The 22,802-nt window shown below is 54.3% G+C and carries 19 protein-coding genes; 15 read left to right on the top strand and 4 right to left on the bottom strand.

Annotation, left to right across the window (positions count from 1 at the left end; genetic code table 11):
* The first annotated feature begins 14 nt into the window (after positions 1-14).
* From pseH to DPM33_RS04305, 8 genes are all read left to right on the top strand, one after another.
* Positions 15-518, top strand: a complete 504-nt coding sequence (gene pseH, locus DPM33_RS04340; RefSeq protein ID WP_112096710.1) for a UDP-4-amino-4,6-dideoxy-N-acetyl-beta-L-altrosamine N-acetyltransferase — start codon at positions 15-17, stop codon at positions 516-518.
* Positions 515-1,576: a pseudaminic acid synthase gene (pseI, locus tag DPM33_RS04335; RefSeq protein ID WP_112096005.1), complete on the top strand. Its 1,062-nt coding sequence runs from the start codon at positions 515-517 to the stop codon at positions 1,574-1,576. The genes pseH and pseI overlap by 4 nt, the downstream gene beginning before the upstream one ends.
* The gene (locus DPM33_RS04330; protein WP_112096003.1) at positions 1,573-3,036 is read left to right on the top strand and encodes a capsular polysaccharide export protein, LipB/KpsS family; all 1,464 of its coding nucleotides are present in this window, start codon (positions 1,573-1,575) and stop codon (positions 3,034-3,036) included. Before pseI ends, DPM33_RS04330 begins: the two co-directional genes overlap by 4 nt.
* 79 nt (positions 3,037-3,115) lie before the next feature.
* A complete protein-coding gene (locus DPM33_RS04325) occupies positions 3,116-4,282 on the top strand; it encodes a glycosyltransferase (RefSeq protein ID WP_112096001.1) in 1,167 nt (388 codons plus the stop codon).
* An 18-nt stretch (positions 4,283-4,300) separates the two neighbouring features.
* On the top strand, positions 4,301-5,329 hold the full coding sequence (locus DPM33_RS04320) for a polysaccharide biosynthesis protein (protein ID WP_112096000.1): 1,029 nt from the start codon (positions 4,301-4,303) through the stop codon (positions 5,327-5,329).
* 133 nt (positions 5,330-5,462) lie between these two features.
* A complete protein-coding gene (locus tag DPM33_RS04315; RefSeq protein WP_112095998.1) occupies positions 5,463-6,341 on the top strand; it encodes a dTDP-4-dehydrorhamnose reductase family protein in 879 nt (292 codons plus the stop codon).
* A gap of 161 nt (positions 6,342-6,502) precedes the next feature.
* On the top strand, positions 6,503-7,633 hold the full coding sequence (wecB, locus tag DPM33_RS04310; RefSeq protein WP_112096709.1) for a non-hydrolyzing UDP-N-acetylglucosamine 2-epimerase: 1,131 nt from the start codon (positions 6,503-6,505) through the stop codon (positions 7,631-7,633).
* Positions 7,634-7,643: 10 nt separating this feature from the next.
* Positions 7,644-8,837, top strand: coding sequence for a glycosyltransferase family 4 protein (locus tag DPM33_RS04305; RefSeq protein WP_112095996.1), 1,194 nt, complete (start codon positions 7,644-7,646; stop codon positions 8,835-8,837).
* Positions 8,838-9,094: 257 nt separating this feature from the next.
* Here the strand turns inward: DPM33_RS04305 and DPM33_RS36085 are convergent, their stop codons facing one another.
* Positions 9,095-9,304 (bottom strand): hypothetical protein, encoded by a 210-nt coding sequence (locus DPM33_RS36085; RefSeq protein WP_167448951.1) that lies wholly within the window; start codon positions 9,302-9,304, stop codon positions 9,095-9,097.
* 787 nt (positions 9,305-10,091) lie between these two features.
* Here DPM33_RS36085 and DPM33_RS04295 point away from each other — a divergent pair.
* Positions 10,092-11,375, top strand: coding sequence for a hypothetical protein (locus tag DPM33_RS04295; RefSeq protein ID WP_146770196.1), 1,284 nt, complete (start codon positions 10,092-10,094; stop codon positions 11,373-11,375).
* 3 nt (positions 11,376-11,378) lie between these two features.
* On the opposite strand, the gene DPM33_RS04290 is transcribed toward DPM33_RS04295, so the two are convergent.
* Positions 11,379-13,259, bottom strand: a complete 1,881-nt coding sequence (locus DPM33_RS04290; RefSeq protein ID WP_146770195.1) for a hypothetical protein — start codon at positions 13,257-13,259, stop codon at positions 11,379-11,381.
* A gap of 659 nt (positions 13,260-13,918) precedes the next feature.
* Here DPM33_RS04290 and DPM33_RS04285 point away from each other — a divergent pair.
* The 6 genes from DPM33_RS04285 (at position 13,919) to DPM33_RS04260 (ending at position 21,148) form a co-directional block, all read left to right on the top strand.
* Positions 13,919-14,428: a hypothetical protein gene (locus DPM33_RS04285; protein WP_112095990.1), complete on the top strand. Its 510-nt coding sequence runs from the start codon at positions 13,919-13,921 to the stop codon at positions 14,426-14,428.
* Positions 14,429-14,682: 254 nt separating this feature from the next.
* Positions 14,683-15,492: a tyrosine-protein phosphatase gene (locus DPM33_RS04280; RefSeq protein ID WP_112095988.1), complete on the top strand. Its 810-nt coding sequence runs from the start codon at positions 14,683-14,685 to the stop codon at positions 15,490-15,492.
* A complete protein-coding gene (locus DPM33_RS04275; RefSeq protein ID WP_112095986.1) occupies positions 15,489-16,265 on the top strand; it encodes a polysaccharide biosynthesis/export family protein in 777 nt (258 codons plus the stop codon). Before DPM33_RS04280 ends, DPM33_RS04275 begins: the two co-directional genes overlap by 4 nt.
* A gap of 98 nt (positions 16,266-16,363) precedes the next feature.
* Positions 16,364-18,688, top strand: a complete 2,325-nt coding sequence (locus DPM33_RS04270) for a GumC family protein (protein WP_245441997.1) — start codon at positions 16,364-16,366, stop codon at positions 18,686-18,688.
* Complete coding sequence (locus DPM33_RS04265; protein WP_112095982.1) at positions 18,576-19,832, top strand: hypothetical protein; 1,257 nt, start codon at positions 18,576-18,578, stop codon at positions 19,830-19,832. Before DPM33_RS04270 ends, DPM33_RS04265 begins: the two co-directional genes overlap by 113 nt.
* Positions 19,829-21,148: an O-antigen ligase family protein gene (locus DPM33_RS04260; protein ID WP_112095980.1), complete on the top strand. Its 1,320-nt coding sequence runs from the start codon at positions 19,829-19,831 to the stop codon at positions 21,146-21,148. The genes DPM33_RS04265 and DPM33_RS04260 overlap by 4 nt, the downstream gene beginning before the upstream one ends.
* Positions 21,149-21,633: 485 nt before the next feature.
* Here the strand turns inward: DPM33_RS04260 and DPM33_RS04255 are convergent, their stop codons facing one another.
* On the bottom strand, positions 21,634-22,152 hold the full coding sequence (locus DPM33_RS04255) for a Ros/MucR family transcriptional regulator (protein ID WP_112096708.1): 519 nt from the start codon (positions 22,150-22,152) through the stop codon (positions 21,634-21,636).
* A gap of 354 nt (positions 22,153-22,506) precedes the next feature.
* On the bottom strand, positions 22,507-22,802 hold a 296-nt coding region (locus DPM33_RS36610; RefSeq protein WP_208648361.1), incomplete at its 5' end, for a hypothetical protein.

Genomic DNA, 22,802 nt, shown 5'->3' with positions numbered 1-22,802 from the left:
GCCGCGTTCGCGCGATGATCGTTGATGACCTGCCTATGGTTTTGGCATGGCGAAATCATTGGGACGTGCGTCGTTTCATGTTTACTCAGCACGAAATCGGCCTGGACGAGCACCGCAATTGGTTCTCCCGGGTGTGCCATGAGGAAACTCGCCGGTTGCTGATAGCTATGGTTGGAGAAGTCCCTATCGGCTACGTCCAGTTCGACAATGTCGCTGCCGGCGGAGTGTCGAACTGGGGATTTTATGTCGATCCCAAGGCAGCAAAAGGAACCGGGAGAAAGCTCGGTTTCGTGGCACTGACTTATGCATTCGGCGAATTGAACCTGCATAAGGTCTGCGGCCAAGCGGTTGACTTCAATACGGCCTCTATCGCGCTGCACGAACGTTTGGGTTTTGCTCAGGAGGGTGTATTGCGGGAGCAACAACGGATCCAGGGGTCGTACCGTTCCATCGTTTGCTTTGGGTTGCTGAAAAGCGACTGGATTGTCCGAGTGATACCTCTGGGAGAACCCAATTGAACTGTATCCAGATCGCCGGGCGTCTGATCGGCCCGGATCAGCCCCCCTATGTCATTGCCGAACTGTCCGCCAACCACAACGGCAGAATCGAAACGGCGCTACAGATCGTAGAGGAGGCCAAGAGGGCCGGAGCAGATGCCGTCAAGCTGCAGACCTACAAACCCGATACGATCACGCTCGATAGCGATGGCGAGGAATTCCGCATCAAAGGCGGTTTGTGGGATGGGCGGAGACTCTACGATCTCTATGAAGAAGCGCATATGCCGTGGGATTGGCACAAGTTCCTCTTCGACCATGCCCGCAAGGTGGGTACTACCATCTTTAGCTCGCCTTTCGACAGTACGGCGATTGATCTCCTGGAGGATCTGAATGCGCCAGCTTACAAGATCGCCTCGTTCGAAGCTGTCGATCTGCCGTTGATCAAATATGCCGCCGGCACCGGCAAACCGATGATCATCTCGACTGGCATGGCGGATGCGGACGAAATCCAGGAAGCCATCGACGCTGCACGTGAGGGCGGCTGCCGGGAATTGGCCATTCTGCACTGCGTCAGCGGCTATCCGGCTCCGGCCGATGACTACAATCTGCACACCATAGGCGACATGATCGACCGGTTCGGGCTGGTCACAGGCCTTTCCGATCATACGCTGGACAATACCACTGCCATTACCAGTGTGGCCTTGGGTGCCTCGATTATCGAAAAGCACTTCACTCTCGACCGCGGCGGCGGCGGCCCAGACGATAGCTTCTCATTGGAGCCCGCCGAAATGGCAGCATTGTGCGCCGGAGCGAAAACGGCCTGGCAGGCGCTCGGCAAGGTAGACTATGGGCGCAAATCGAGTGAGCAGGGGAACGTCAAGTTCCGCCGGTCGCTGTATTTTATACGGGACCTAAAGGCAGGTGATGTCATCACTCGAGACTGTATACGCAGCGTACGACCAGGGTTTGGGCTAGCGCCTAAAAATCTCGAAGCAGTACTGGGCCGTAAAGTGACCCGAGACGTTCGGTCGTCCACGGCCGTACTCCCGGAACTGATCGATAGCTGGCCGCCGAGATGAACATTCTGCTCCTGTCCAATAGTGCGCCGAACTATTTTCATTTTTTCAACGCGCTGGCGGGGCGTTTCAGCAACGACGGCGCCACCGTGGCGGTTGCGGTTGACAGCGCGTTTTCTCGCGAGGAGAACAGCTTGGATGCCGCCGGCTTCGCCGCGATCTATGATTTCTCGACCTTCTTCGCCAGCCATCATGTCGATTTCGGTATTCTAGCCCGCTATGCCGAATATGATTTGAACTCCGCCCTGCTATCTGACTTCGAGCGCGCGCAGGTCTATGGGATTTGGGGAGATGATGCCGACCTTGAGTATTTCGATCGACTGAAAAGCGCGCTGCTAACGTTTTTCGAGGAGATATTCGACAAGCATGGCACGGATCTGGTCTTGTATGAAAATGTTTCGAACACATTTTCGCATTTCGCACTCTTCGTGGCCCAGGAACGGCAAGCCGTTTATTTTGGCCTAGGCGCCTCGCGCCTACCCGGTCGGTTTTCGGTTACGGCAGATCCGCTGGCGGACAAGTCTGTCGAGACGGCTTTTGCAGAAATTCGAAATGGCCAAAAGACCGTGGCGCCGGATGTTCACCGGTGGGTAGCAAGCTACATCGCCAACATCGAAACGATCGTTCCCGACTATATGAAAATCAATGGGCTGGAACGTATCGCCTTGTTAAAGCGGTACTTTAGGCGAGACCGCATCAGTAAGATCAGGGCGCTGATACGCCATGCGTCTGATAGCCGTACGAATTCGTTTCAGATCGGCAATCCCCTGCGTACACATGTAAGCCTCTTCCTGCGCAATGTGCGTCGCCGTCTTAAAGCCGGCAGAGTTCGCGGCATGTATCAGCAAGCCGTGGCCGGAGAGCTATTTCTACTATATCCGATGCACTTCCACCCCGAAGCTTCTACGTCGATCCTGGCTGGGGCCTACCTCGACGAATATGAAGTCATCCGTAACATTGCCTTCAGTCTGCCCGAGGGCGTCCGCCTATATGTCAAGGACCATATGAGCGCCTGGGCATACCCTTCGCTCGAATTTTACCAACGTATACGGTCTCTACCCAATGTAAGGTTGCTGGGGCCGGACGAACCGACAAAGCAGCTCATCAAATCGTCTGTCGGAGTCATCACTCTCACAAGCACGGTCGGTTACGAGGCGCTTCTGCTTAAAAGGCGGGTGTTTCTGTATGGCCGTGTATTCTATGGATTTCACAAGGGCGTCATTCAGGTGGTAAACCCCGCCAATCTCCGCCGTACTATCTCAGATGGCCTGGCCTCTGCCACAAGCTGGGACGACCGGTACAATCATGACTTCGTCTGCGCCTATTGGCTGGCAACTTTGCCGGGGACACTTAATCTTATGCTCGATCGTGAGCCAGCCGCCCAAGCTGCCGAGCATATCTACGGCGAATTACGAAGGTCTGGGCAATTGCATGGGTTCCCAGCGATAAAGAGCGCAGCTTAAAGCTCAAAGGTACGTCTAGTAGTTATAGCTCTCGCCTCAAAGTGCGAAGGCTGGCAGGCGTATTGTTGCGCGAGTGGACATGAACAAGATTAAAGTTCTTTGTGTCGTCGATTTTTATTTGCCGGGCTTCAAGGGGGGCGGGCCAATTCGTACCCTCGCCAATATGTGCGAAGCTATGGGGAGTAACGTTGAGTTTATTATTTTTACCAGGGATCGTGATTTGGGATCCGATGAGCCATATCCGGGAGTCCGCACCAACAAGTGGCTGCGCACGCCGAGTGGGTTGGTATATTATGCCGACCCCAGCAAATTTAATGCCAGGCATATGGCCAAGGCAGCGGAGTTGCATAACTTTGATGTCCTGTATCTGAATAGCTTCTTTGGCTACAGATCGTCTATTTCGATGTATTTCAACCAACGTCTGGTCCGGAGAAAAGGCGCGAGTATTTGCATTGCGCCCCGAGGCGAATTTTCTGCCGGTGCGCTCTCGATCAAACGTCTTAAAAAGTGGATTTATCTAAGCTGCGCCAGGCTGGTGGGACTGTATCGTAGCGTGCATTGGCACGCCTCCACCCCGTTGGAAGCTGAGGATATTCAGCGGCAGTTTCCCTATTCAAGGGGGAAAATCCATCTTGCCGCCGACCCGGTATCCGCGGCAGGCAAATATTCCAGGCCTCCGGACGCTCGGCGAAAAACGGCCGGCCAACTGGCCATCGCCTTCATATCGCGTATCTCACCAATGAAGAACCTGGCTGGCCTGATCGAGATTCTTTCCCGAGTGGACCGCAAGATCAAACTCAGCATTTTCGGGCCTATAGAGGACTCTGCCTACTGGCAGAATTGCCAGGCCCTTATCAAACGGCTGCCTTCTCACATCACCGTCGAATATCGGGGAATGCTGGAGCCCGATGATGTCTCCGCAACGTTCGCCGCATATGATCTGTTCGCGTTTCCCACGCTGGGCGAAAATTTCGGGCATGTTGTCTTTGAGGCTCTGCGCGCCGGTACACCCGTCCTGGTTAGTGACCGGACACCTTGGCGGGCCGTCCCATCCGGCGCGATCACAGTAGTCCCTCTCGGTTCTATCGAGATATGGCGACAGCAAATAGCGGTCGCGGCGGACAGAGATTTCCAAGAACAACGATCGCTGCGACTGGCCGCGATTGAATTCGCCAAACGCTACGCCGCATCCGACCAGGCGCGATCGGACACGCTAGAGATGTTCCGTTCCGTCGCAGCCAGTTGAACTAGAAAAGGACCCTCGATGTTTACCGGCAAAACGCTCCTCATTACCGGCGGCACTGGCTCATTCGGAAATGCCGTTTTGCGACGGTTTCTCGAATCCGATTTAGCTGAAATCCGCATCTTCAGCCGAGATGAGAAGAAGCAGGATGACATGCGCAAGAAATACAACAACTCCAAGATAAAGTTCTATATTGGAGACGTGCGCGACTATCAGTCCGTTCTCAACGCCGTACGAGGGGTAAATTTTATCTATCACGCAGCGGCACTCAAGCAGGTGCCGTCCTGCGAATTCTACCCGCTTGAGGCCGTCAAGACCAACGTCTTGGGCACGGAAAACACTTTGGAAGCCGCCATAAACTGTGGTGTGGAGCGTGTGATCTGCCTGAGCACGGACAAAGCGGTGTATCCGATCAACGCCATGGGTATCAGCAAGGCGATGATGGAGAAGGTTATCATCGCAAAGTCGCGGTCGAGCAATAGCACCGCCATATGCGCTACTCGCTACGGTAATGTGATGGCTTCGCGGGGTTCGGTAATTCCGTTGTTCACCAACCAAATTCGCGCCGGCCAGCCTATCACGATCACCGACGCGGCTATGACCCGTTTCATGATGACATTGGACGACGCGGTCGACCTGGTGCTCTACGCTTTCCAGCATGGCAATCCCGGTGAGATCTTCGTCCAGAAGGCCCCGGCCGCAACGATCGAGACTTTGGCTAGGGCCCTGACCGGCCTGCTGGGAGCCCCTGATCATCCGATCAGGACAATTGGCACGCGACACGGTGAGAAACTATTCGAGGCCTTGCTCAGCCGGGAAGAAAGAGTGGCTGCGCAGGACCTGGGCAACTACTATCGCGTTCCGCCGGATTTGCGCGATCTGAACTACGGGAAATTCTTCGAGCAGGGCGAGATCGAGATCTCGGAAGCGAAAGATTACAATTCGCACAACACCACAAGATTGGACGTCAAAGAGATGCAGGCATTATTGATGAAGCTTCGGTTTGTGCAAGCTATTGTCCGTGGCGAGAACGTCGAGCCCGAAGAGTGAGCCAGATGGAACATTGGTTTGTTTGCGATGGCCGCTGAAGGTCGGCTGTTTGATCGCGAGCATAGGGCGCTCGCGTCCAATCCTGATTTCCTGGCGATGGTTTTAAATTCGCAACAGAAAGGCGCTGCGTAACGTGAAGACGAACAGAATCCTTGTTCTGGGGGCTGGAGGGATGCTCGGAAACGCGGTCTTCCGATTCTTCTCCGCCGATCATCGATATGAAACCGTTGGAACCCTTCGATCGTCCGCCAAAAAACACCATTTTCTGCCTCGCGAGCACGGTAGCCTCATATCCAACCTCGATGTTCGAAACGATGGAGACCTGACGGCCGTGTTTGCCGAGACCCGGCCGGATATTGTCGTAAACTGTGTGGGCGTCATCAAGCAGCTTGACGCTTCGCGAAACCATCTCACTTCGCTGTCAATCAACGCATCTCTCCCTCATCGCCTGGCGCAACTTTCGCGTCTAGCTGGGGCTCGTTTGATACATGTGAGCACGGATTGTGTTTTCTCAGGTAGCAAGGGAAATTACCTGGAATCTGATTTTGCCGACGCGAACGATCTTTACGGGAGATCGAAGTTTCTGGGTGAGGTCGATTACCCCAATGCAGTGACGCTCCGCACGTCAATCATCGGTCACGAGCTGGAGAGTTCAAAAAGTTTGATCGACTGGTTTTTGAGCCAGAAAGGCCCGGTGAAGGGCTACAAGAATGCCGTGTTCTCCGGCTTGCCGTCGGTCGAGATAGCGCGGGTGATCAAAGAGTTTGTGATGTCAAATGCCGAATTGAGGGGTCCTTTTCATGTCTCAGCCGCTCCCATCAGCAAATTCGATCTTCTGTCGTTGGTCGCTAGGATTTACGGTAAGGAAATAGATATTATTGCCGATACCACTGTCACCGTCGATCGCTCACTGAATTCCGACTTATTTAAGAGAACGACGGGCTTTGTACCCGATCCATGGCCGGAACTCATCGCAACAATGCACAAGAGCTATCTCAATTACAACCAATAGGTCGTTGGAAGTAAAGCCCCTAGCACGTCAAGAGATAAGGATCGCTCGTAGGCAGTCGATCAACGTGTTTTCTTTGGAATTTTCTAGCAACTAGCTTGATGCGTAGCCTGGCTGGTCAAAAATATTGCTTAGCTCTGAGAGTTCAAGTGTGGAGTGGATTGGTGAATAGGCTGAAGGTCATGACGATCGTCGGGACGCGCCCCGAAATCATCCGATTGTCGCGTGTTATCGATAGATTGGATCAGTCGTGTGACCAATGCCTAGTGCATACGGGCCAGAACCATGACTATGAGTTGAATGAAATCTTTTTCGAGCAGCTTAAGATTCGCCGCCCCGATGTGTTTCTTGAAGCATCAGGAGACACAGCTGCCAAGACGATTGGTCGCGTGATCACCGCGACCGATCAAGTGCTCCGCAAGCGTCGGCCAGAAGCGGTTTTGCTGCTTGGTGACACAAATAGCTGTCTCGCGGCAATTGCCGCCAAACGATTGCGGATTCCCGTTTTTCACATGGAGGCCGGCAATCGTTGTTTCGATTCACGGGTTCCGGAAGAGATAAACCGCAGAATAGTTGATCACGTTGCCGACATCCATCTGACCTACAGTGACATCGCGCGAAGCTATTTGTTGCGAGAGGGGATTGCACCCGATCAGATTGTCAAGACGGGCAGCCCGATGCTTGAAGTCCTAAATTACTATATGGAAGATATAAAAAAATCGGACGTCTTGGGCCAGCTCTCTCTTGAACGGGGAAAATACTTCGTGATGAGCGCTCATCGCGAAGAAAACGTCGACCCGCCGGACAAAATGACCCGGATTGCCGAGATCGCCAATCACATAGCGCAGGAACACGACATTCCGCTAATTGTTTCGACGCACCCGCGCACCCGTTCGCGGCTGAACTCGCTGAACCTCCGAATGAATTCGAAAGTCCATTTTTCGAAACCCTTCGGCTTTCTGGACTATGTGCATCTGCAGATGAATGCGAAAGCAGTTTTATCGGACAGCGGCACGATCACGGAAGAGTCCTCCATCTTGAATTTTCCTGCGCTCAACTTGCGCGAGGCCCATGAGCGTCCAGAGGGCATGGAGGAAGGTGCGGTAATGATGGTGGGCTTGGATATCGACCGGGTATGTCAGGGCCTTGCGATCTTGGAAAGCCAGTCGTGTGGGGCGGAGCGCCGGCTCCGCCTGGTTGCCGATTATGACATACCCAATGTCAGCGAAAAGGTGGTTCGCATAATCCACAGCTATACTGACTATGTGAACCGTGTTGTGTGGAAGAAGTACTGAGCGACTCCAGATGCGGATCGCTTTGATCGCGGATACCTTTCCACCGTTGCGCACGTCGGGCGCCGTGCAACTGAGGGATCTTTCCCGGGAATTTGCGCGTCAAGGGCATCGGCTGACTGTCATGCTCCCAGCGGCCGATCTGGACCGCCCATGGGCAGTTGAAGAGTTTGACGGTGTGACGGTGCTGCGCCTGCGAGCGCCGCCTACCAAGGAAATTAGCTATGTGTGGCGTACCTGGAATGAGTTCATCATGCCTTTTGCCATGTTGCGCAATCTGCGCAGAAGCCCGCTGGCAGGGCAGCGATGGGACGGGGTTGTTTGGTATGCTCCCTCGATCTTCCATGGACCCATGGTCAGCGCGCTAAAGCGCGAAAGCGGCTGCAAGGGGTATCTTATCATTCGTGATATCTTTCCCGAATGGGCCGTTGATATGGGTCTGATGGGCCGCGGTCTTCCGTACCGTTTCTTTGATGCAATCGCGCGCTACCAATACTCGATTGCTGATGTGATCGGCGTCCAGACGCCGGGCAATCTGGCTTACTTCAATCGGTGGCGGCGGAGGTCGGGGCGTGTCCTTGAGGTGTTGCAGAACTGGCTGGACAAGCCTTCAAACGTGCCTTGTTCGATCCGTGTCAGCGAGACGCCGTTGGCTGGGCGCAAGCTGTTCGTGTACGCAGGCAACATGGGTGTGGCTCAAAGCGTCGGCATTGTATTGGACTTGGCGCAGAGAATGGCCTCCCGGACCGACGTGGGCTTCCTGCTGGTCGGTCGAGGCAGCGAGGCCGGAAGACATAGAGAAAAAGCGCAAGCTCTCGGCCTCACTAACGTGGTCTTTTTCGACGAGATCCACCCCGACGAAATCCCGGACCTTTACGCACAGTGCCGGATAGGAATCGTCTCGTTGGATCTCCGCCATAGGTCTCACAACATACCAGGCAAGTTCCTGACTTATATGCAAAGTGGCCTCCCTGCACTCGTGCGCTTGAACCCAGGCAACGACTTGGCCGAGTTGATCCGAAGCGAGCGGGTTGGCGAAGAGTGCCAGAGCGATCAGCTGGATGAACTGGTCGCGAAAGCTGAAAGGTTGCTGGTACAGGTAGAAACGGATGCCGAGTTGCCCGGACGATGCAGGCGATTGTTCGATCGCCAGTTTTCCGCCAAGCAGGCGGTGTCTCAAATCGCAGAAGCCCTTTTCGGGTCATAATCAATAACGCCGCGACCTTCGTCAGAAGGAGAGGGCACTGGCCTTTCCCATTCGGTCAGGGCCGCGATGAGTATGACTTCGTGTGGGTTTCCCGCGGCGCGTGATCAGCAACCCTGCGCTAGCCGACGACATGTCGTGAGATAGTCGAGGATGGAGGATGGCGGGTGTGGTTGCCGGAGAACCAGACGACGTGCGTTTGAAGAATGCCAACGGCCAATGGATTGTTCAGGTCGTCGAATGGCAAAGTCACTCGGTGTTTATTCAACGCTCAGGACCTTGCCGAGAGCTACGCCGAGCTCCACCGAATGCGACTCGGCCTGCCCGGAAAGCCACCAATTTGCGAGGACAGCATGGTGAATGAGCGCCCTAAACGGCTTCGTGAAATACCAGACTTCATCATCGACGATGTTCTTGAGCTCGCCGAGTATTCTGATCGGGGTATTGTCACCACCCTCGTTGACGCGCACGGCCTTCGCCTCCGTCTCCACCTCACCGTCATGACCTCAGAATTGCTTTGCGAGCGAATTGCTGACGCGTTGGAGCGCCGCTACGGCAAATAGGGCCTTCCAGCCAAACCGCCGTCGTGCATCGACAAATCCGTGACCACCCCATGCGGTGGTGGCTCTCTGGCCGGCGCGACCAGGATACCCAAAGCGCCTGTCGGCACTGTCAGGATTGGGGAGTCTACATCGATGAATAAATGGATCGCCATTCCTGCTGTGGGCCTGGTGTTTGCCGTAGGCTTCATGGCAGTCATCGTGTCGCAGAGGGATAAACCACGTCCGCCACCACGTGCCACGCTTTCCCCATTCACCGGACACCTCGACATTCCTTCGATAGACGATCTGCGGGTGGGAGACCGAAAAATTGTCCTGTGCGGCGCGGCGTCTACAAAACCTCTGGCTTTGCGTGACATGGTAACAGAGGCGGCGCGGCGTGATTTTCAGGGAATGGTTTTGAACTGCAAACCGGTCGGCTTAGGTACTCCCTGTGATGGGAAGACCGGAGCCAGACTGGGGGACGCAGTGGTCGTCCAATGCACTACGCCGAACGGAGGTGATCTGGCTACTGTTCTCGCTCAAAGGGGCTTACTCTGTGGCCAGCCTGGTCAGGTTGGGGCAACTTATCGAGCCTGTTGATTGTTGATATCGGTTTCCGCCGTCGGCTGCTGCTTGCCCGGGGATCTATGCCGAAGGACAAAGAAGACCGTTGTTCATTGTTCGAGCGGTTAAAAGCAATTGAGGGGCCACAGGCGTGTTATCGGCATCGTATGATCTTACTGGCGTTGGCAACCGCAACGATGCAGCGGCGCCAAGTTCTGTCTTCACTATATTGACTTACGTCACGATTGTCCTTTGCTTTATCGGTCAGTCGATCCCTGAAATATATACTAGTAAATATCTATTTGCCCTGATTGCATTTCAAACGACGAGGCTTTGCCTGATTAAATTTCGTTCCTCGCTAGATTTATCCATCGGTATTGCATTCTTGCTGCTTTACGTGCCATTCGCTCCAAATCTTTTAATTTTTAACAAAGTAGATGCGTCAGTAATTATTTCCATCTTCATTATTTTCTCCGACACCCTTCGAGGGTTCGACTGTACACCGGACTTCATTCCGATTCTATATGTAAGGAATAAGTGGCTCCAGCGGTGCGGACTGGCTGTTGGCATATTTTCAATCCTGCTGGTCGGAGTGATAGCGCCGAGACCCGAAATGAGCCTCATGATACCTATTGGTGTTGCCTTATATTTTCAGGAGTCGCTGATTAGATCCGGTCAAGCAAGACGTGAAGCCATCATCATTTTTTTACTATTTGAGTCGGCAATCGGTGCGAATCTCTATTTGTATTGGGGAGGCTATGGCAGGCTTGCGGTTGCTGCGTATCTCATCATGCCGTTTGCGATGCTATGCTCATACCATCGGATCAGCATCAGGTTTTCCTATCTTGTGATGGCTATGCCCGCTCTTCTGGTCTGGGCGATGGTAGTGAGAGGTGAGGAGGCTGGCAGCATAACCAGCGCAGCCGCCATCGGTGTCACCGACCACATGAGATTCACTGAGTATCTTCGGTCGGGCCTGCGTTATGGTGATGTTGGGATCGTGCCATACCTGAAGCAACTGGAATTGTTTTATTTAAATTGGTTTCCTAGGGACGCCTGGGCTGGCAAGCCGGTAGGTGCCGGGTATTACTCCGTTGATTTCCTCTGGGGACGTATTGGCGTAGGAGAAGATTACAATGTATCATTAGGATTTGTAGGCGATCAGCTGTTTACCTTAGGGGATGCATATCCGATAGGACTGATAATTATGCTTACATCGATGATATTTACAAGGAAAGCAATTGCGTTGTTTTCTGGAAATGACAGCGTAGCAGCCCTAATCGCATTTGATGCAACTCTTCTCACCTACTTTTGGGGCGGCATGGCTGCGTTTGGCGCCCGTGCCTGGTTCGTAATCTTCCCAATCCTGGCGCTCTCACGTTTAGGGAAAGTTTGGGAGCCAGGTAGCCGCCAGCGCCGGCGTTCCCAAGGATAGGAACTACATATAGTCGATCATGATCAGGCCGACGAATCCGTCGCGCGATCCAGATTTGACGATCTTCATCTTGCCATCCCAGTCGAGGCCGTCGGCAATCCAACTCGCCAGCGGCTTTAAGGCGCCTCTGACGTCCGCCTCGAAGTGTCCTCCATCCGTTGGCGCGATCGTGGCCACCAAAATGTCCTTGCCGGCTACCACGAAGAAGAGGTCCAGTACGAAGGTCGGGGCGGCGTTAACGCGATTACGCAAGAGCCGGAATTTACAGGGCCTTGCGTAGTGGGGAAGGACAACCTTTAAGGCGGCAGGGTCGCTTCCACTACCAAAGCCGCTGTCGTCGTTCGGTGCCCACGTTAAGGTCTTGAGTTCGGCTACCTGCCAGTTCCCGGAGTAAATAGTCTTCCGGTCGGCAGTGAGCTGGTAGTAGCCATCGATCACAGCCCCTGCCACGCCTTCTTGCTGCATGCTGATCTCTGCCGGAATAGCCCGTCGATCGGAGGCCGGGACCGCGCCACTTCCATAAGCCGCCTGGTCCGCCACACGCTTGTAGTTCAAGGACCGACATCTGTTGAGTTCTATCTTACCATTCTCGGAGTTCGCGCCGAGGTTAGCGGTCATGTAGGCCAGCACATCCATGGGAACGTTAGTATGCACATTATCAAATCGAGCATACACACGGCCGCCAAACCTGGCCAAGACAGGAGCTTTGGACCGGCTCCCCATGACGCCCATGTCTTCAAAGTGCAGCCGAAAGGCGTTGCTTGCCGCGAGCACACTCGCCGTGTTGTGGTCGATAAAGGGGCCGTCACCACGGGCCTCCATCCGAACACCTCGGCTTGCAAACTGGCCGGTTACCTGAAACGCACCGCCCACAGCAGGGTAAGTAAAGGACACGTAGGGACCATAGCCAATAACCGAGCCGCCTACGTGGTTGATGAAGGTACCGCGGTCGAAAACGATCATCGGCCATTTTTCGGTCGCGTCGGCCGCGTCATCGTTCTCGATGTCGAGGCCAATCAACTGGTGATTGACGGCCTGGATGTTGTTGTAGATGAGGCTCTTCCTGCAATTCCTGAATTTGCTGTGCAGGAACATCACCTCTGATTGATATGCGTCTGTAACGATAGTGGCCCCCCCGTCGAACCGTACTCCCTCCCGGAACCCAACAACGCGAACGCCCTTGAAGAAGTGCTTCCAGGCGGGGCCGCCCGACGTGGTGCCAACGAATTGAATTGCCCTTGATGTGCCCGGGGTCTTGTCCAGAATCTCTATGTCCTCAAAATGAACGTAGTTGGCGCTGAGATCACCGAAAAACATGTTCTTTTGGGTCACCACATTGTCAAACCAGATGCGTGTCGAGTTGCCGCTCTCGCCGATGAGCTTGAACGCGAGCTTGTAATTGGCGTCCGGCATGGAGATGGTGTCAGTGACCCGGTATTGGCGACCTGGGAGGTGGACGGGAAGCCCGAGCGTCATGGCGGCCTTGAAGGCAGTCTGTATTGGCAATGTATCGTCGGTGCCGATACCCGTGAAGTTGTTGTAGTCGCCCGCCGCCCCGAAGGCTAAGACATTGAAACCTCCATCTCCTGGAAGAACATATAGCTTCACTCCACCTGCTGTTCTTATGTGCTCGTCGCTGGCAGTGGATGCCGCTACTTGGTATCGGAAGCCTTGAGCATGAACGGTTTCACCACCGTGAATCTGCGTCGTGCCAACGCCGTCCGAATAGCCAAGCGTGGTATCAGCCAGACAGGCTGATACAGTCGCAAAGCCGGATGGGATTGTCTTCGTGATTGTGTCTCTTGGTGAGGCATCCTGGTCGGTTGGTGTCGACGTCGCCAGACCAAGAGCCGGCGCTGCGGTTAGAAATTGCCGACGGTCCATGTTTCGTCTCCTTGTCGCTGCGCTTAATCGTACGTCGCTCGCGGCAGAGTCCACAGGCTGTTGACGACATCAAGGTGGTATTACCCAGCGATGAACACAAAGTAGTGATTGCCACCCCCAGAGTTGATTGACCTAGTGCGAAACGCGATCATGAGGTTCAGCAACTGTCCGCCAGAAAAAATGGCTGTTATATCGGTAAATGCCAGAAGATGTTAAAATGAAAATGTCGAATGTACACTTAATTTGGTTTATCCATCGGCTTAAACTAATTCATTAATTGGCGATTTGTTATTATTGATAAGTTGATAGTTGGAAGCATAGCTGATATTTTGTAAGAAGATTGTTGAGGTGGCGTAAACACTATTTCCGCACCAATGGACTTATAGTTCGCATACATCAGATGAGCGTCGAATTTGCAAGTTAAACGAAGCAACGGCTTCTAGGTATTTGCCAACTTCGTCATGCAAGCAACTCGAATTTTATAGGATTGTTGATAATTAATAGTTTCTAATAGTCTGTGTTCTGGCATGGACATCTTCAGGATAAAGATTATATCGCACGTGCGAAATAGGTTGGAATCGCAACAAAAAGCTGTTAGGCGATTATCGCAGACATTGACTTGGGCGCGTCTGAACGGCGCAAACAAAGGATCGAAGCAAATGAACATTATTTTGAAAAGTGCGTTGGCCGGTTTGGTCGCATTGGCCGGGCTTGGCTCGGCCCCAGTTTTCGCCCAGGATGCATCGTGCAGTTGTGCGACGGCTTATCAGGGACCAGCCAATCCAATCGGATCGATCCGAAGTGTAAGTGGCAACGTCATGGTTTCGCAGACGGCTGGCTATGGGCCTGCCAAGGCGGGAAGCGCGTTGGAGTTCGGCAGTCGGTTGGTGGTTGGCGCCAAGGGCTCGGCGTCCGTTCAGGTTGGTGATTGCAGGCTCAGCGTGCCGGCGAATTCAAGTCTCGACATTTCGCGCGTCGACAACAACATCTGTCTCAAGGTCGTGAATCCCGAACACGCTGCTTCCGCGGTAAGCCCCGAGCAGACGGGTGCCATTGACCCGTCCCACAAGTCTGCATTTGGGCTGCCTGCCCAGTTTTTCGCAGGCGCGCTTCTGACTGCCGGAGTTCTTGCGGCAACGCAGGATGATAATAACGGCGTCAGCCGCTAGGGGTGTTCGCTCGGGTTCCAGGTGGTAGGCGATTAGATTGGGCGAAGATGGGCGTGCGCTATTGGCTTGTTGCTGGCTGGGCTTTTGTGCCGATGGCTGCGCTCATCCTCAGCCTTCACGAAGATGACAATTCTGTCGGCACGTAGCTCTGGCGGCCGGCCCGCCACGGTTGTCAATCGCAATGAAGCGGGTGACACGTTTGTCTTCCTCTTCGGCGAAGTCGCTGTTTTGCCCTCACGTGGCCAGAAACTCCTATGATCGACCTGCATTCCCATATCTTGCCTGGTCTCGACGACGGTTCGCCTAATATTGCTGAATCGCTGGAAATGGCGAGGTTGGCGGTAGCCGACGGGACGACCCATATGGCGTGCACGCCCCATATCGTACCCGGTATGTATGAAAACGGGACGGAGAATATCGTCGAAGCGGTCCGTTCGTTGGAGCAAGCGTTGCGGCGCGCCGAGATCCCGCTTGCCCTCTATGTTGGTGCCGACATCCATATAGCCCCCGATCTTCCAGATCAGCTGACGCACGGCAAGGTGCCGACCTTAAACAGCTCACGCTATTTTCTGTTCGAGCCGCCTCACCATGTGTTGCCGCCGCGGTTGGAGGAACTTGCCTTGCGCCTCGTAAAGGCCGGGTTCGTCCCGATCCTCACCCATCCGGAGCGTTTAACCTGGGGCAAGGCGAACTATGAGGTTGTCGAAAGGCTGAATAGGCTCGGCTGCCTCATACAGCTTACTGCCGACTCGATTATAGGCGCTTTCGGGCGTACCGCGCTCTACTACTCCGAAAAGCTGATGGACGAAGGCCGGGTGGATATCATCGCATCCGACACTCATGGTGCTAGTCGCCGGCGGCCTGGCCTTTCCCAAGCGTATGACGCTGTCGCGAAGCGGTGTGGGGAAGATCAGGCCTACAATATGGTAGTGAGGCGGCCGAGCGACATTTTGGCGAACCGGCCACTAGAGCCCGTTGGAAAAACGTTTGCAAACAAGCCAAGCCCCGACAAGGTCGGCCGCTTCGGCGGGTTCGGCTGTTTGCTAAAGGCCGTATCCTCATGAAGCGCGATTTGATGAACTGCGCCGCGATCACGATGGTCGTGATGCTCGGTTCCCTCGGCGTCTCGGCCTGCACGAGTACCTCGCCGACGGCGCCGGCGTCGATCGATGCGCTGCAGCTCACATCATCATCATCGGTTCCCTTATCGGGCGGTGGCGCTCTCCAGATTGTGAAGGATCTTCCCGCTCCTCAAAATAGCCAGAACGGCAGTGAGCAGCCGTTGTCGCCGAATGACGTGCTCGAGGTCGACGTGTTCCAAGTCGACAATCTCAATAGGACGGTTCAGGTCGACGCCAGCGGGGAAATTTCGCTTCCCCTCATCGGAACCGTCACGGCAGCAGGAAAAACCGTCCGTCAGTTGGAGAAGGAAATCGAAACCGCCTACAGCGCGAACTATCTCCAATCTCCGGACGTGACAATCTTCGTCAAGGAATCGATTGGACAACGCATAACCGTTGATGGCGAAGTCAACAAGGCAGGGATCTATCCCGTGTCGAGCAACGCCTCATTGATCGACGCGGTCGCACTTGCAGGTGGGTTCAATGCGATTGGCGATGCGGGAAAAGTCTTTGTTTACCGCAATATCGGTCAAAACACGCTGGTCGCGAACTACAACGTCGAGAGCATACGCGCTGGCAAAAGCCGCAATCCACGCATCTACGGTGGCGATAAGGTGGTCGTGTTTCCATCAAAATCGAAAATCGCTTTGAACAATCTGAAGGACGCCCTCGGAGTTGCGTCAACTGCAGTGAGAATTGGCGTGCTTGCGCCGTAGTGCGGGTCGCATGTCAACGCCTATGAACCAGGATCGCCCGGACTATGCTCGATCGTAGCAGGCAACATCAAATAACAGCTCCCAGACCTGGCCAAGCCTTGTCTTCGGATCTCTACTATCATGGCAGCCAAAATCATGGCCCGTACGGTCGAGATTTTGCCGAACAGGATCAAGGATTTAATCCGCTCAAGCTGCTCTTCTACGTTGTCCAGTATCGATGGCTGATCGCCATGATGATGGCGGCCGGGCTTGTTGCCGGCGTCGTCGTGACCATGATGCAGACGCCCAAATACCAGGCGACGACGCAGCTGGAAGTCTTAGTCCCATCGGCCAAGGTCTTCCAAGACATCGAAGTGGTTTCCGAAAGCAGCGATATTCGAGCCTTTCAGACCGCTCGTGAAAAGTTGAAGAGCCGGGCATTGGCGCAACGCGTTGTCTTCCAACTGGGCCTAAGCGAAAAGCCGGACTTCCTGTTTCCGACGCCGGATTTCTCGATCAGTAATATCTTCTATCGGGCCTTCAAAATTACAAAAGCTCCCTCAATTGAAGAGAGAACTCCGGAACAACGTGAAGCTATTGCGATCAAACGCGTTTTAGACAACCTCACGGTTAACCTAGTAACGAACACAAGTCTGCTGTCGATCACCTTTTTGGACCAGAAGCCGAAATACGCCAGCGATGTGGCCAACCAGATTGCACAGAGCTATATCGATCAGCGGGTGGACCAGACCAGCGCAACGTCTGACCTGGCGCGGCAATTCATCCAGGAGCAGGTTTCGCAGGTCAAGCAGAAGCTGCAGAAATCCGAGGAAGAGCTCGTCGCTTACGCAAGGGATGCTGGCATTACGATCACCGGCGACGACAAGTCGCTTATCGGGTCGAACATTGAGGCCCTCAACGCAGCGCTCCAGACGGCGACCCAGGAGCGGTCCGATGCCGGATCGGTTGTCGATCAGATCGACAAGGGACGTGGTGGTAGCCTTGGCCCGGTGCTAGAAAGCAAGGGCCTGCAGGTACTTAGTGATAAGGTGGCCGATCTCAACAGCCAGTATCAGCAGAAGCTGGGCATACTAAAACCCGGTTTCCCGGAAATGCAGCAATTGCAGTCCCAGATTAAGGAACTGCAGCGCGTGTATGGCAATGGTGTACTTGCGATTACTGATTCTCTTCGGCTAAAATACCAGCAGGCTCAAGACAAGGAGGCCGATCTTAAAGATAAGCTCGCTGACATGGAGCGGCAGCAGGTAACCTTCAATGACAAGAACATTAGATATACGATCCTGAAGCGTGAGGTCGACTCAAACCGGTCCCAGTATGACAGTCTAATCGCCAAGTTAAACGAAGTTGGCGTGAGTTCCGAACTCAAGACCCAAAGCGCCGCCATCGTGGACGTCGCGACGCAGCCAACGGCGCCCTATTCCCCACGCCTCAGCATCAATCTAGCAATTGCATTGGCTCTCTTCATGGCCATCAGTGGCTCGGTCATTTATGTTATCGAGCTCCTGAACAACACGTTTGCCAACCCCGAGCAGGTCGAAAAGGAGCTCGGACTGGCGATGCTCGGGATCTTGCCCCACGTCGACGATCGCGAGCTTATCGCCAGCATTGCAAACCAGAAGTCAGGCCTATCCGAAGCCTATCGGTCACTTCGAACGTCTTTGCAGTTCTCCGGTGCGGAAGGTGCGCCGCGCTCGCTTCTGATCACCAGTTCAGATCCGGCCGAAGGCAAGTCGACCACGGCGTTCAAGCTTGGACAGGATTTCGCAGCGCTTGGGGCAAGAGTGTTGCTTGTCGACGGTGATCTTCGAAAACCAAACCTTCACCGATTGTTCGGTCTCGACAATACGATTGGGTTGAGCAACCTGCTGACGAACACCGTCCGCAAAGAAGACCTTGGTAGCATCTTCCGGTCGACCAAATATCCCAATGTGACGGTTCTGACATCTGGAACCACTCCACCCAATCCGGCTGATCTTCTATCATCGCCAAGAATGGCGATGATCGTGGCCAATCTCAGCAAACGCTATGACCTGGTGATAATCGACGCTCCACCGATCGTTGGCCTTTCTGACGCCCCCATCCTCAGCCGATTGGCTGAGGGTACGTTGATGGTCATTTCGACGAAGCAGGTCGCGCGCAAGTCGGCAAAGACAGCCTTGAAGCGGTTGCGTGCTGCCGGTGCCAATGTGGTAGGGGCCGCGATGTCGAAGTTTGCGGTCAACAAGTTCGACTACAACTATGCGTATAAGTACATGAATTACCAATATTATAACGATAGCACGAGTACCCCGAAACTTGAAGGTAAAGTTGATGACGGCGCAGACCAGCCCGCTCGCGCAAAATCTTCGACGTTCAGGCATTTGGTTCGTCGCATCCGCTCTGGTGTTGGCGGCATCGTCGATCGGGCTAAGTCGACTCTTTGAGACAGACATGCCGGGCGTGTCAGTGGCGCTGGATCCGTTAAATGTCGACGCTTTGATAGGTGAAATTTCCGGAGACCTGAACGATACAGCCATCTCTCCGGATCTTGACGCGTTGGCCGCCAAGGCAAATGACGCACTTCGCTTTAATGTTGGAGACGCACGCATCTATAGCTTAATCGGCGAGATAGAATACCGACAAGGCAAGAAAGATGACGCGTATGCGCTCTTTGATCGGGCACGAAGGCTGTCGAAAACGGAGATCCACGCGCTCCAGAGATCGATTGGCCATTCAATCGAGATCGGTGATCTGGCCAAGGCCGTAGGCGAGCTCGATACACTATTGCGACGATGGCCGGATCAGTTTCCGGTCGTCGCCGAAGGCCTTCCGGCAATCCTTTCGAACCCTGACGGCTATCACGCCGTGCTGGCAGCAATTGCGGCTGGGGCACCGTGGCGGGCCAACCTGTTTTCCGCTCTTGGAAAAACACGCCCTGGGCTCGATTTTGCAAATCAGCTGCTGCTTGACCTGGCTGGATCCGGCGCGCCACCGAAATCGGGCGAACTTTCCTCCGTGATTACCGGGTATATCGTGCAGAAGGAATATGAACAGGCTTATCGCCTGTTTCTGTTCAGTCTGTCCGATGACGAACGAAAGCTGGGTGGGTATGTTTTTAACGGCACCTTTGAACCCGGGTATAACGGGAAGCCCTTCGATTGGCAGGTTCGCGATCAGTCAGGCCTTGAAGTGACCTTCGCGACATCCCAGGATGCAGTTGAAGGCGAGGGCGCGACGGTTCTGTTTTTGAACACGCCGGTCAAGAACACTGCTCTCCAGCAATATGTCGAGCTGCCGCCCGGTTCCTACAGGATTTCGTTGGTCGCATCCGGACGCAACCTGAAGCTGCCCAAAGAACTCTTCTGGACCATCAGGTGTGTGGATCGGACTGGCGAAATAGCGCGCTTTAACATTCCTGAGGGCACCTTCAATCGCCAGAGTCTGAGCCAGGAATTTTCCATTGGACGGGACGCATGCCCGATGCAGCTGTTGCGGTTGGAAACCGCCGCAATAGCTGAGAGTTGGCGGTTTCGCTATATGGGTACATTGGTCATGCACAAATTGAACATTGAGAGAATTTTACCTTGAGTGCGCGGGCGTCGGAATGGGACAAGTATCTCCTCGGCGCGGTCCTGTTCACCGCCCTGCTGATAGGCGGCGGTACGGCGAGCGGCCTGTATACCGATACCTTGATCGAAATAATAGCATTTGTCTCGGCGGCGGTTGTCTTGTCTCGAACGTCAACCCAAACAATCCGCGGATCAACGCTCTGGCTGCTTTTCATGGCGGTGGCACTGGTTGTGCTTCAAATCGTTCCGCTGCCTGCTGGCCTTTTTGCCGGTTTGCGGCCGGAAGTGCTGCTCGGCGCTCCCTGGCTGTTTGATCAAACTCGGTTCATCAGCCTCGGGGTGGGGCGAACGATCGAGTGTCTACTGTATGTGACCGCGTCGGCAGCGTTTTTCCTGGGTGTCATGCGTTTGCGCTCCGACCAGGTCTACCGCCTGCTCCCCTTCTTCTTCATGGGTGTAATCTGCAACGGATTGGCCGGAGCGATTCAATATTCGCTATCAGATAACATCGCGATCGAGGGATTATTGCCATTCACAATCAATGCGGGACTTTTCGCCAACGGAAACCATTTTTCAGCTTTGCTTTTCGTCTCTATTCCCTTCGTTGTCTATTACTGCTTGTTCCGCGGTTATCTTCTGTCCGGAGCGATCGGTCTGATCGCGCTTCTGCTGCTCCTTTTGGCGGCAGGGTCCCGTGCCGGCGTTCTGATCGGCCTGGCTACTACCGTTGTGTCCTTCATATTTCTCTCGGCTCGCTCGAGAATAAGTGGCTTTAGCGCATTTGCCCTTTTCGTTGTGCTTTCCGTCTACGGGATGGGAGCATGGTCGACGATCGAGGCAAAGGATCTTGATCCTGTCTTCGGACGCGCGGAGTTTGCCCGCACGACGGTGGCAGGAATAAAAGAGAACTGGGTCACCGGAGTCGGATTTGGGAATTTTCAGAAGGCATACCAGATATATGAAAAAGAAGGGATGATATTCAGGGCATATGTAAACCATGCCCATAACGAGTATCTTGAAATTACCTTCGAAGGCGGAGTGATTGCCGCCATTTTAATGGTTTTATACCTGTTGTTTCTTTTGACTACGTTCGTCAGAATTGACCGAGAATCGTTTCAGAAGGCAGCGTTTCTTTCTGTCACGTTCTTGCTCGTGCATTCTCTGGTCGACTACCCGTTGCGCACCGCCGCGCTCGCAATGACCTTCGCCTATATGAACGCCATCATCTTTCATCGCGGGATCGCGGAGCGCATGAGCCAAAAACCGGAGCTGGTAGAAGTTGACCATAATGGTGACAAGCTGCTCGTTCCCGTTGGAGCGTCTCCAAAGGCGTGAGCGTGCGGGCGAAGTTGTGGGAGAGGCTGCCGGCGGGCTTCATCGAACCCGAACCACTCCCTCGTCCGACTATGCGTCGATCGTCGATCAGATCCTTGGCCCACAACCAGTGTGTCACCGGGCATCTGCGTCAGATGCCAAGCCGCGCGGCCGACCCAGTCGGCGGAGCGGCTGCTGGAGAAGCTGAAGGTCTCGCCCAAACTCCTTGCCGACGAGACGACGGCACGCAAGGTAGGTTGTGAACATCAAAGGCAACATCAAAGAGCGTGGCTAGCAGCCCGTGCTGGATTCAGGCCGCAGCAAGACCAAGACCTGATAAATATGATCGCAAGCACTGCAACAACGATTGCAAAGCGGGCTCGGAGAACCGTGCGCCACCATGGTGTGCGCCGTGGCTGAACCGCATTCCCCATCGCCATCTCTCCCGAGGGGAACATGAGTCTTTCCAAGCCAAAAGTCCAGAGGCCGCGAGCGAGCGGGGGGCTTCACCCTGGCGTGCTAACGGTCGGTCTGCGTCCGAGACCAGAGGACTTCGCAAGGAGAGACCGCTGAGCAGCATAATTGGGCGCCACCATCGGGTAGTCAGGAGCAAGTCGCCATTTTGCTCTATATTCGTCTGGTGTCAGGCCGAAATGGACTCTTAGATGTCGTTTGAGGGACTTGAGTTTTCTTCCATCCTCTAAGCAGATGATATAGTCGGGAAACACGGACCGCTTGCGATTGACCGCCCGAACGGGCCCAGATTCTGCTGGGGCAGGTGGTTGCACAATGGCTCTCAACGCGGAATTGACGCTTGAGATTAAGTCTGGAAGGTCGGCAACGGGGGTCGCATTCTTCCGGATGTAGGCTGCGACAATATCTGCCGTAAGGGCCAGCAAGTCCACTCCTGGCTGTTCGGTATCCTCCTCATGCACGTTTATGTGCTCGGTATTCTCCTCGTTCACGCCTGTCTGGTCAGTATTGTCGTCATCTGCGCTTGTGCGTTCGGTATTGTCTTCAGTCATAAGCATGCTCCTTGCGTTCTGTAAGCCTTCCTATTCGAGAAGTGTTGACCGTCGAAAAAATGCGCAGCGCAAATTGAAGTCATCGTCTCTAAAGGGGTTATGAAGTGAATGGCGTCTTGTCGTCTTCCAACACGGATGATTTAGTGTCGCGCCTAACCTATCCATTGAAGGTTACGTTCTTGTCCAAGTAAGAGCAGGGCATAGATCAGCGGGCCATTTTCTTCGCCCCTGTGCTTCCCCGGGATAGTTCTGCAACCTTTTGGACTGTTTCATTGGAACCCCGGTTTGCAAACGGCATTCCCCACCCCATTTCTCCAAGCGAATCCGCTAGCTTCGTCGGCCCTGTTTCGGTCTTCAACAAGGTGTTCGAACGCCTTGATGTGCGCCATCGCTTGCAAGTCGTTGGCGAGATAGTTCGGTGCGATGATAGGTTGACGTATCGTTCTTCAACCTGCCCGCCACCCGTCGGCTCGATGCTGCGGAAGCGAATGGCAACATGGCAGCATCTTCAAAACAGGACGCGGCAACGGCCATCCGATCCCGCAGCCGGTCTGCTGCTTCGCGGGCGGTTCTGATACACATGAGTTCCTCTGGGGTCTTTGTATTTGTATAGACAAACACAGGTTCCAGCCTTTGAAAAGGCCCTATGA

It is taken from the genome of Mesorhizobium hawassense (genome assembly GCF_003289945.1).
Lineage (GTDB): Bacteria > Pseudomonadota > Alphaproteobacteria > Rhizobiales > Rhizobiaceae > Mesorhizobium > Mesorhizobium hawassense.
Note: the sequence above shows the minus strand (reverse complement) of the source record. Positions and strands in the feature narration are given on the sequence as shown.